Source organism: Pseudomonas laurentiana (genome assembly GCF_014648275.1).
Taxonomy (GTDB): domain Bacteria; phylum Pseudomonadota; class Gammaproteobacteria; order Pseudomonadales; family Pseudomonadaceae; genus Aquipseudomonas; species Aquipseudomonas laurentiana.
Map to the genome: position 1 here is coordinate 1 of NZ_BMQU01000044.1, position 9863 is coordinate 9863.

Here is a 9863-nt window from a genome sequence, read left to right on the forward strand (position 1 = left end):
CTTGGATTTTTTGAACCTCAAGCAGCGAGGGCCTCAAAAATCGGTGGGTACTTCAGACCTTCCTTAAGCGGGAAATGATACGCCTCGGCATATGCACCCTTATGGCGATTATTCTGAATATCATCTTGTATACCGGCGTTGAAGTAGACGGCACCATCAAGCCGTGGGCAGAAACCCCGATAAAACTGTTTGCATCGTCGATGTTATTCGCCTTCATGATCAAGGCTTTTCTGCCAGTTCTCGGCTGGACGATACTGAAAGCAATGCTGTTGAGTGCGAACAATGCCTTCAGCGGCATACTGAGTTTTTTGGGCAATCAGTTCACAGGCGTCATGTACTGTACCGGAATTATTATGGGTTCTATCACGATTAAATTGTATATGGTTTCCGGGGTTTTAGACTCTGAGTTTGCTTATCTGTCCGCAATCGTATTTGCTTCCGGGGTTTTATATTTCTATGTGCTGCAATGCGCCATTCAAAAAACAATGAGTCCGGCCCTGCGTACACCAGCAGTACCGCGTTAAACCACTAGGCTGTGACTATTCATCTCTGGTGCTCAGTAGGCGCTCGCTCTGCTGAACCCTCACCCATACACAACCATTAATGGACTGGCCCGCCTTCGACTTTATGAAGAAGGCGAGCGAGCACGTGACTGATTGCGCATGTATTCCGAGATGAGACTTTCGAAATTGATGTCCGCCTCCTCAACGAGAATATTGACGTGACAGTACAGCTCTTCAGGACCTCTGAGATAATTGAAAATCCTTGATCTAACGATGCCGCAAACCCCTTCTTTGACCGCCGTAGAGGGGAGGTTGATAACATCGCCAACGCACGGGATAAGAGCTAGGCCATGGTCGCTGTTGAAGACAATGTCAGCTGGACAGGCATCAATGCTGGCATCGGATTGTCCTTGCGAAACCTGCTGATAATCAATGCTATACCTCATGTACAGCCTACCTCATTTGTTGAGTGAGGAATCAGCGCCGCGGATCGTAAACAGAAACCTCAAGTTCGCAAGCGACGGGAGCATGTAGCGGATTTTCGGTACTAGAGAGCTTGGCAACTATCGTTTTTCAAGCACATACCCTACGCCCCGAAGCGTATGTATCAGTTTGGTCTCGAAAGGGTCATCTATCTTGGCTCTGAGTCTTCGAATCGACACCTCTACAACGTTTGTGTCGCAGTCAAAATTCATATCCCAAACCTGCGAAATAATTTGGGTGCGGCTCAGCACCACACCGGTATTACGCATCAGGTAATGCAGTAACGCGAATTCTTTCGTGGTCAGGTCAATGCGCTGACCGTCCCTGAATGCCCTGTGCCGGCTCTGATCAAGCTCCAGGTCAGCGACGCGAATGACCTCTACGGATGCAGGGTGATCTGACCTGCGCATCAAGGCGCGAACCCGGGCCAGCAGCTCAGGGAACTCAAATGGCTTGATCAGGTAGTCATCTGCTCCGTTCTCCAGCCCCCGGACCTTATCCGCCAGCCGGCTTCTCGCCGTCAGCATCATGATACGGGAAGGGCAGTTTTTACGACGCAACAACTCAAGGACCTGCCAACCGTCCATCTCTGGCAGATTTATATCCAGGATAATCAGCTCATATTCGTGCTGCTTAGCCAAGAATAATCCATCTGACCCGGTGTGGACGCAATCTACGACATAGCCACATTCCGTCAGACCTTGACGCACATACTCCGCAGTTTTTACTTCATCCTCAATTACCAGAATTCGCATGGGATTTTGTCTCGATATCACTGAGCAATTAACCGCGCACGCGCGCCGGCATTATTGAAAGGGATGGTAAATCAAAATGAGCGTGCCGGGGCTCAAATGACGGATTTGTAATTTCTAGGTAATACAGTTGATAGTCTGGCGGTATATCTTGTCGCGGTTTGGGTTTGACAGTTGCGGGCCCTCTCTCCAGCAGGTGATTTGACCTTATGAAGTATTGGGTTATTTTCTTCTTTGTGCTGGCTTCGTTCCGCTCAGATGACGGCGAGGTCGCTCACATTGAAGAGACTGGTCATTGGTGTAGTCATGAACTTCACCGGCATGCGATGCGTACAATCGAACGCCTACTTGAATTTTAGGCAAAAAAAGGCGCCCAATGGGCGCCAAATATCCACCTTTTACCAAAGGAGCACTTAAGCCACTCAAGGTGAATTCGTAATGCTCGTTTTACTAATAGGACCAGTTAATGAATAACTGGTCCAGTTAGCGAATTACAGAATCGAAAGCGGGTACTCAATGATCACACGGGTTTCATCCAGATCCGATTCGAATGCAGTGGCACGTGTGGTTGCCTGGCGCAACCGGAAGGACAGATCTTTTGCTGGACCGGTTTGGACAACGTATTTGACTTCGACGTCACGCTCCCAACGCTTCTGATTGTCGAGCGGGTTGCCGTTGTCATCAGTGCGCATGTAGAACTGGTTAGCGTTCGAGTAATCCGCGCCCGAGCCTCTGGCGTAGCGGGTCATGAACGTCAGGCCTGGAATGCCGTAGCTGGTGAAGTTCAGGTCATAGCGCAGCATCCAGGAACGCTCTTTCGGCGAGTTGAAGTCGCTGTACTGGATGGAGTTGTCGACGAAAATCGAGTCCGACTGACGCAGGTAGTCAAAATCGTCGTCGCCGTTGTTGCGCTGGTGCGACAGGGCTAGGGTATGGGCACCGTAACGCACGCCGACCTTGGCACTCCAGATGTTGTTGTCGAATTCACCCAGGCGCTTCTTACCTTCATCTACGGCTTTGTAGTAGTTGAAGCCACCGATCAGCGCCAGATCGTCGCTCAGCGGGTAAACCACGCTGGTGCCGGCGTAGTACTGATTCCAGACGTCTTTCAGCTGGCTGGCGTAGACGCTCACAGTCCAGTTGTCGTTGATCGAGTAGTCACCGCCACCGTAACCGATCCATGGCGAGTTGACCGGGCCGCCGTAGAACGTCACGAAGTTGTCGTTCAGGTTGCTTGAGACCGGCTGGCTCATCGCATGCAGACGACCACCCTGCAGGGTGAGGCCTTGGATGCTGGTGTTCTCAACGGTCACGCCGCGGAAGCTTTCTGGCAGCAGGCGAGAGTCGCCGGATGCAACGACCGGAGTCGATGGGAAAACATCACCTACTTTCACGATGGTATCGAACAAGCGGACTTTGGCTGCGCCGCCGACCTTGGTGTATTCGTCGCGAGCTTCGCCCTTGTTATCAACGGGTAGCACGTCGAAGGAGCTACGGCCGCCGTTGCGCCCATCACCGGTGTCGAGCTTGAGGCCGATCATGGCGAAGGCATCAACGCCAAAGCCAACGGTTCCCTGGGTAAACCCAGAGTTGAATTTGCTGATGATCGCGTGCGCCCAGGCTTCGGAGTAGCCGTTGGTGTTGCCCTTGCCACTGTTATAAGTGGGGGCAGTGCTGTCGCGGTTATCACGGTTGAAGTAGAAGTTACGGTTCAGCACTGTAAGGCTGCTGCCTTCAATGAAGCCTTCTGGCTTGTCTTCTGCCTGTGCCGAAATAGCATAGCTTCCAGACAGCGCAGAAACTGCCGCCAAATACAGTGGTACTTTGATTTTCATCCGATGCTCCTTTGATTCACGGCAGTTTTTATTATGTTTACCGGCGCGGGTGTCGTTAATTGTTCTGACCAGGCGGCGCGCCTAGCGTAGCGCGAGCTCATATTTGCAGGCCGAAGATAACGGGGGGGTGATAGGAAAATTACAATTTCGTCATCTACCTGTTGTTCGGGCCTTCGCACCGCGTGTTTGCCATCTCCGTTGCTTGTAACGAAATCATCGTGTCGGGTTTGGTTTCCCAGTATTTTCGGGCATTACAGGACATTCTTACGGAATTGTAATTTTCTAGCCACCCCTCTGATAGCTACCGCTCATTAGAGTGCCATCACCTAATCAAGTGGGGCTTGGCAGCTGTTTCGGCGTTCTCGCCAAGCTTTATCGAAGTTTGTGCACGAGGACCATCAAAGTGCCCCGGTATAACCGCAATGTCTTACCCAAGACCCCCGTCTCGCCCTGGAAGATCGCTGCACTCTGTGCAGTCATCTCTGGGTTGATGGCGCCTGCAGCCCTTGCCCAAAGCATCAGCTTGCCCCAGGCGCTTTCGACGGCCATGGATGCCAACCCAGACCTGGCCGCGGCCAGGCAAGAAATTGGGATCGCTGATGGTGCTCGCAAGCAGGCCGGGCTTATCCCCAACCCCACAATCTCGTATGACGTGGAAGACACCCGTCGTAACACCAGCCAGACGACTGTCTCTCTCAGCCAGACCCTTGAGCTGGGCGGTAAGCGGGGGGCTCGTGTTGACGTCGCCACATACGGGCAGACCGCCGCACAGCTTGAGTTAGACCGTCGCGTTAACGGCCTGCGTGCAGATGTCGTCCAAGCCTTTTACGCCGCGTTGCGGGCCCAGACAGGTCTCGACCTGGCCAAGCAATCTCTCGAACTGACTGAGCGCGGTCTTCGCATCGTCGATGGCCGTGTTCGCGCAGGTAAGTCGTCCCCAGTGGAGGCGACCCGCGCTCAAGTGCAACTGGCCGAAGCCCAGCTGCAAGTTCGACGTGCAGAAACGGAAAAAGCGACCGCTTACCAACAGCTCGCTCAAATTACCGGGAGCTCAGTCACCGTGTTTGATCGACTCGAATCGCCAACCCTCTCCCCGGGCTTGCCACCTCGCACTGAAGATCTGCTGGCTAAGCTCGACCAAACAGCAGAAATGCGTCAGGCCGTGGTGCAGATAGACAAGAGCGATGCCTCGCTCGGCTCAGAGAAAGCTCAGCGTATCCCGAACCTTACTGTCAGTGTAGGTAGCCAGTACGACCGCTCTGTGCGCGAGCGGGTCAACACTGTGGGCCTGTCTATGCCTTTGCCGCTGTTCGATCGTAACCAGGGCAACATTCTTTCCGCTTCTCGTCGTGCAGATCAGGCCCGGGACCAGCGCAATGCTGTTGAGCTGCGCCTGCGCACCGAAACCCAAACCGCGTTGAACCAATGGTCCACCGCCATGCAGGAGGTCGAGTCCTACGACAAGACCATTCTGCCTTCAGCCCAACAAGCCGTAGAGACCGCAACCCGCGGCTTCGAGATGGGCAAATTCGGTTTCATCGAAGTGCTGGATGCCCAGCGCACCTTGATCGTCGCTCGTGGCCAATACCTCGAATCGTTGGCAGCGGCGACCAATGCGCGTGCGCAGGTGGAAAGGGTTTATGGCGAAGTCGGCTCAACCGCCGGCACTCGCTGAACGGGCCAAACATTTTCTTCGGCACACAGCCTTGAACAAGCCGGTGCCTACGATCAGCAGGAGTAGCAATGGATAACAAACGCAAGATCGCCCTCGCGGTAGCCGCTGTGGCAGCCCTCGGATTTGGCAGCCTTGCCTGGAACAACAGTTCCGGACAGCAGGCCGCCAGTACTGCCGAGCATGGCGCTAACGATGGCCATGGCGACGAAAAGAAAGCCGCATCTGCCGCCAAAGAGGAAGGTGATGAGGGCCATGGTGAAGAAGGCCACAGCGAAGAGGGCGGTGAAGAAGAGGGCAAGCTGACGCTCAGCGCTGAACAGATCAAGGCCGCTGGTGTTGCCCTGGAAGCTGCAGCGCCTCGTGACCTCGGTACCGTCGTGAGCTTCCCTGGCGAAATTCGCTTCGACGAAGATCGTACTGCCCACGTGGTTCCTCGTGTTCCTGGCGTTGTTGAGGCTGTCCAGGCCAACCTGGGCGAGACGGTCAAGAAAGGGCAAGTCCTCGCGGTAATCGCCAGCCAGCAGATCTCTGACCTGCGCAGCGAACAACAGGCCGCACAGCGTCGCGTCGAACTGGCGCGTGTGACCTTCGAACGTGAGAAGCAACTGTGGCAGGACAAGATCTCTGCAGAGCAAGACTACCTCCAAGCACGCCAAGCGCTGCAAGAAGCGGAGATCTCCTTGGCCAACGCCAAGCAGAAGGTCGGCGCTATCGGTGCCTCGGTTAACTCCGTTGGCGGTAATCGATACGAGCTTCGAGCTCCCTTCGACGCCGTGGTAGTGGAGAAACATCTGACCGTTGGCGAAGTCGTAAGCGAGGCGACCAACGCCTTCATCCTTTCCGACCTGAACCAGGTTTGGGCAACCTTCGCCGTCCCGCCTACAGATCTGGGCAAGGTCACGACTGGTCGTGCGGTGAAAGTCTCTTCGCCTGACATGAACGTCGAGGTCGAAGGGAAGGTGGGTTATGTCGGCAGCCTGCTGGGCGAGCAAAACCGTGCAGCTACTGTCCGCGTCACCTTGACCAACCCCAACGGCGCCTGGCGTCCAGGCCTGTTCGTGAACATTGCGGTCACTTCCCAGACCGATCGAGTTGCCGTAGCGGTCCCCGAGCACGCAGTGCAGACCGTTGAAGACAAACCTTCGGTATTCGTACGCACCCCAGATGGCTTTGACACCCGCCCGGTAAAACTGGGTCGCCGCGACAGTGGGTACGTGGAAATCATCGACGGTATTGAAGCCGGCGCCCAGGTAGCAACCAGTGGCAGCTTCACACTCAAGTCCGAGCTCGGCAAAGCTTCTGCCGAACACGGTCACTGATGCGAACTGACAGGATGATTTCTCATGTTTGAACGTATCATCAGATTCGCCATCGAGCAGCGCATCGTAGTAATGATCGCTGTTCTGATCATGGCGGGTATCGGTATCTACAGCTATCAAAAGCTGCCCATCGATGCGGTACCCGATATCACCAACGTTCAGGTGCAGATCAACACTGCAGCGCCTGGTTACTCGCCCTTGGAAACCGAACAACGGATCACGTTTCCAGTTGAAACGGCCATGGCCGGTCTCCCGGGCCTTCAGCAGACCCGTTCCCTGTCTCGCTCTGGCCTGTCTCAGGTCACCGTGATCTTCAAGGATGGCACTGACATCTTCTTTGCCCGCCAGTTGATCAACGAGCGGCTGCAGGTTGCGAAGGAACAGCTGCCAGAAGGTGTAGAGGCCGTCATGGGTCCGGTATCTACCGGCCTCGGCGAGATCTTCCTATGGACTGTTGAAGCCGAAGATGGCGCGGTCAAAGAGGACGGTACGCCGTACACCCCGACCGACCTGCGCGTGATCCAGGACTGGATCATCAAGCCTCAGCTGCGTAACGTCCCGGGTGTGGCCGAGATCAATACCATCGGCGGTTATGCCAAGCAGTTCCTGGTTGCGCCGGATCCAAAGCGCCTGGCTACCTACAAGCTGACACTCAATGACCTGGTTGCTGCGTTGGAAAGTAACAACGCCAACGTCGGCGCCGGCTACATCGAGCGTAATGGTGAACAGTTGCTCATCCGTGCACCGGGTCAGGTAGGCAATATCGAAGACATCGCCAACATCGTGATCACCAGTGTGGATGGTGCACCGATTCGCATCAGCAGCGTAGCTGACGTCAGCATCGGTAAAGAGCTCCGTACAGGTGCTGCTACTGAGAACGGCCGCGAAGTCGTGCTCGGTACCGTGTTCATGCTGATTGGTGAAAACAGCCGCACCGTATCTCAAGCTGTCGCCGCCAAATTGGCGGACATCAACCGCACCCTGCCAAAGGGCGTGGTGGCTGTGACTGTTTACGACCGTACCAACCTGGTTGAAAAAGCCATCGCGACGGTGAAAAAGAACCTGGTGGAAGGCGCGATCCTGGTTATCGCCATTCTGTTCCTGTTCCTCGGCAACATCCGTGCGGCTCTGATCACCGCGATGGTGATTCCGCTGTCCATGCTGTTCACCTTCACAGGCATGTTCAACAACAAGGTCAGTGCCAACTTAATGAGTTTGGGGGCACTCGACTTCGGCATCATCGTCGACGGTGCCGTGGTTATTGTAGAAAACGCGATCCGTCGACTGGCTCATGCGCAACATAAGCATGGCCGCATGCTTACCAAAACCGAACGCTTCCACGAGGTCTTTGCCGCGGCGCGAGAAGCTCGTCGGCCGCTGATCTTCGGCCAGCTGATCATCATGGTGGTGTACCTGCCGATCTTCGCCCTCACCGGCGTCGAAGGCAAAATGTTCCACCCGATGGCCTTCACCGTTGTGATGGCGCTGCTGGGTGCAATGATCCTGTCCGTTACTTTTGTTCCTGCAGCTATTGCCATGTTCGTCACTGGCAAGGTGAAGGAAGAGGAAGGCGTGGTCATGCGCACAGCTCGACTGCGCTATGAGCCGGTTCTGCAATGGGTGCTGGGACACCGGAACATCGCTTTCTCGGCCGCAGTAGCTTTGGTCGTGCTCAGCGGCGTACTGGCAAGTCGTATGGGTAGCGAGTTCATCCCAAGCCTCAGTGAGGGCGACTTTGCGCTTCAGGCCATGCGTGTGCCTGGAACGAGCCTCACTCAATCTGTCGAGATGCAGCAGCGTCTGGAGAAAGCGGTGATTGCGCAGGTGCCTGAAGTTGAGCGGATGTTCGCACGCTCGGGTACCGCAGAAATTGCATCTGACCCGATGCCGCCGAACGCCTCTGACGCCTACATCATGCTCAAGCCTCAGGATCAGTGGCCTAACCCGAAGAAGCCTCGTGATGAGCTGATTGCTGAAGTGCAGAAGGCCGCAGCGGGTGTTCCAGGAAGCAACTACGAGTTGTCGCAGCCAATCCAACTGCGTTTCAACGAGCTGATTTCGGGCGTGCGTAGTGACGTCGCTGTGAAAGTCTTCGGCGATGACATGGACGTGCTCAACAACACCGCCAACAAGATCGCGGCAGCGCTCAAAGCGGTCCCGGGCTCATCGGAAGTGAAAGTTGAGCAGACATCCGGCCTGCCGGTGCTGACCATCAACATTGACCGCGAAAAAGCAGCACGCTACGGCCTGAACATCGCGGATGTTCAGAACTCGATCGCTATCGCCGTGGGTGGCCGTCAGGCCGGCACGCTGTATGAGGGCGACCGTCGGTTCGACATGGTAGTACGCCTACCAGAGACCGTTCGCACCGACGTAGCGGGTATGTCCAGCTTGCTGATCCCGGTACCTGCCAATGCGGCACAGGGTGCCAATCAGATCGGCTTCATCCCGCTGTCCCAGGTCGCCAATCTGGACCTGCAACTGGGCCCGAACCAAATCAGCCGCGAGAACGGCAAACGTCTGGTTATCGTCAGCGCCAACGTTCGAGGCCGCGATCTGGGGTCCTTCGTTGAGGAGGCGACCGCATCGCTGGACAAGAAGGTGCAAATCCCTGCGGGCTACTGGACGACTTGGGGGGGCCAGTTCGAGCAGCTGCAGTCGGCTGCCAAACGCCTGCAGATCGTTGTTCCAGTCGCCTTGCTGCTGGTCATGACCTTGTTGTTCCTGATGTTCAACAACCTGAAGGACGGCATGCTGGTCTTCACCGGTATTCCATTCGCACTCACCGGTGGTGTTGTGGCGTTGTGGCTGCGGGACATCCCACTGTCGATCTCGGCAGGTGTCGGCTTCATTGCACTGTCCGGCGTTGCAGTACTGAACGGCCTGGTGATGATTGCCTTCATCCGCGGGCTAAGGGAGGAGGGACGAACGCTCAGACAGGCAGTCGATGAAGGTGCATTGACCCGTCTGCGACCTGTTCTGATGACAGCCTTGGTAGCGTCCCTGGGCTTCATCCCGATGGCTTTGGCCACCGGCACCGGTGCCGAAGTTCAGCGGCCATTGGCGACGGTGGTGATTGGCGGGATCCTGTCCTCCACCGCACTGACCTTGCTGGTACTGCCTGCCCTGTATCACTGGGCACACCGCAAGGATGAAGACGGCGACGAGGCCGAAGTGGTTAGCTAACAGCCTCCGCTAAAGAGAAGCCCACAACACGTGTTGTGGGCTTTTTTGTTGTGCGCCAGGCATGGCGCGTTGCGCGTTAGCGCAACCCGTTTGGCTGTGGTGGCTGAATG

The 9863-nt window shown here is 55.8% G+C and carries 7 protein-coding genes; 4 read left to right on the plus strand and 3 right to left on the minus strand.

Features of this window, described 5'->3' with window-relative positions:
• Positions 1–101 precede the first annotated feature (101 nt).
• On the plus strand, positions 102–524 hold the full coding sequence (locus tag IE038_RS23355) for a hypothetical protein (RefSeq protein ID WP_229775729.1): 423 nt from the start codon (positions 102–104) through the stop codon (positions 522–524).
• 101 nt (positions 525–625) lie between these two features.
• Here IE038_RS23355 and IE038_RS23360 read toward each other — a convergent pair whose 3' ends face one another.
• The 3 genes from IE038_RS23360 to IE038_RS23370 form a co-directional block, all read right to left on the minus strand.
• Positions 626–949, minus strand: coding sequence for a hypothetical protein (locus IE038_RS23360; protein ID WP_010951457.1), 324 nt, complete (start codon positions 947–949; stop codon positions 626–628).
• 117 nt (positions 950–1066) lie between these two features.
• Positions 1067–1741, minus strand: coding sequence for a heavy metal response regulator transcription factor (locus tag IE038_RS23365; RefSeq protein ID WP_003253420.1), 675 nt, complete (start codon positions 1739–1741; stop codon positions 1067–1069).
• Between the two features lie 488 nt (positions 1742–2229).
• The gene (locus IE038_RS23370; RefSeq protein WP_003253422.1) at positions 2230–3573 is read right to left on the minus strand and encodes an OprD family porin; all 1344 of its coding nucleotides are present in this window, start codon (positions 3571–3573) and stop codon (positions 2230–2232) included.
• Between the two features lie 403 nt (positions 3574–3976).
• On the opposite strand from IE038_RS23370, the gene IE038_RS23375 reads away from it, so the two are divergent.
• From IE038_RS23375 to IE038_RS23385, 3 genes are all read left to right on the plus strand, one after another.
• The gene (locus IE038_RS23375) at positions 3977–5248 is read left to right on the plus strand and encodes a TolC family protein (protein WP_010951456.1); all 1272 of its coding nucleotides are present in this window, start codon (positions 3977–3979) and stop codon (positions 5246–5248) included.
• A 68-nt stretch (positions 5249–5316) separates the two neighbouring features.
• The gene (locus tag IE038_RS23380) at positions 5317–6567 is read left to right on the plus strand and encodes an efflux RND transporter periplasmic adaptor subunit (protein WP_102053859.1); all 1251 of its coding nucleotides are present in this window, start codon (positions 5317–5319) and stop codon (positions 6565–6567) included.
• A 24-nt stretch (positions 6568–6591) separates the two neighbouring features.
• Positions 6592–9753, plus strand: coding sequence for a CusA/CzcA family heavy metal efflux RND transporter (locus IE038_RS23385; RefSeq protein WP_102053860.1), 3162 nt, complete (start codon positions 6592–6594; stop codon positions 9751–9753).
• The last annotated feature ends 110 nt before the right edge of the window (positions 9754–9863 follow it).

Coding starts and splice junctions, on each gene's coding strand:
- IE038_RS23370 (WP_003253422.1), bottom strand. CDS start 3,573: ATGAAAATCAAAGTACCACTGTATTTGGCGGCAGTTTCTGCGCTGTCT.
- IE038_RS23365 (WP_003253420.1), bottom strand. CDS start 1,741: ATGCGAATTCTGGTAATTGAGGATGAAGTAAAAACTGCGGAGTATGTG.
- IE038_RS23380 (WP_102053859.1), top strand. CDS start 5,317: ATGGATAACAAACGCAAGATCGCCCTCGCGGTAGCCGCTGTGGCAGCC.
- IE038_RS23360 (WP_010951457.1), bottom strand. CDS start 949: ATGAGGTATAGCATTGATTATCAGCAGGTTTCGCAAGGACAATCCGAT.
- IE038_RS23385 (WP_102053860.1), top strand. CDS start 6,592: ATGTTTGAACGTATCATCAGATTCGCCATCGAGCAGCGCATCGTAGTA.
- IE038_RS23355 (WP_229775729.1), top strand. CDS start 102: ATGGCGATTATTCTGAATATCATCTTGTATACCGGCGTTGAAGTAGAC.